Origin of the sequence: Cobetia sp. SIMBA_158, assembly GCF_046566945.1 — a bacterium.
GTDB classification, from domain to species: domain Bacteria; phylum Pseudomonadota; class Gammaproteobacteria; order Pseudomonadales; family Halomonadaceae; genus Cobetia; species Cobetia amphilecti.
Map to the genome: position 1 here is coordinate 1 of NZ_JAWJYL010000748.1, position 252 is coordinate 252.

The following is a 252-nucleotide window of genomic DNA, read 5'->3' on the forward strand; positions in this document are numbered from 1 at the left end:
CATTGGGTAAAGACACTTACCCTATCGAGACGATACGCAATTGGATAGGAAATGGTTCACGACTGCTCGTAGAACGCGCTTTGGTTGGCAAGGTAGAAGTAGCAGATGGTGAGCTAACGGTTGAGGAAGCCGATCACGCAGAGCAAATATTTTTTGAGGCTTATAAAAACCTCAGTGGTAGCAAAACGGTTGCCTATCCAGATGTCGATGACGGACTCAAAAAGTTGCACGCTGCTGGTTATACGCTTGCTT

The 252-nt window shown here is 46.4% G+C and carries 1 pseudogene; it reads left to right on the forward strand.

The annotated features are described in order from the left end of the window. Positions 1-252: pseudogene (locus R2R70_RS21795) on the forward strand (hypothetical protein); the annotation flags it as partial.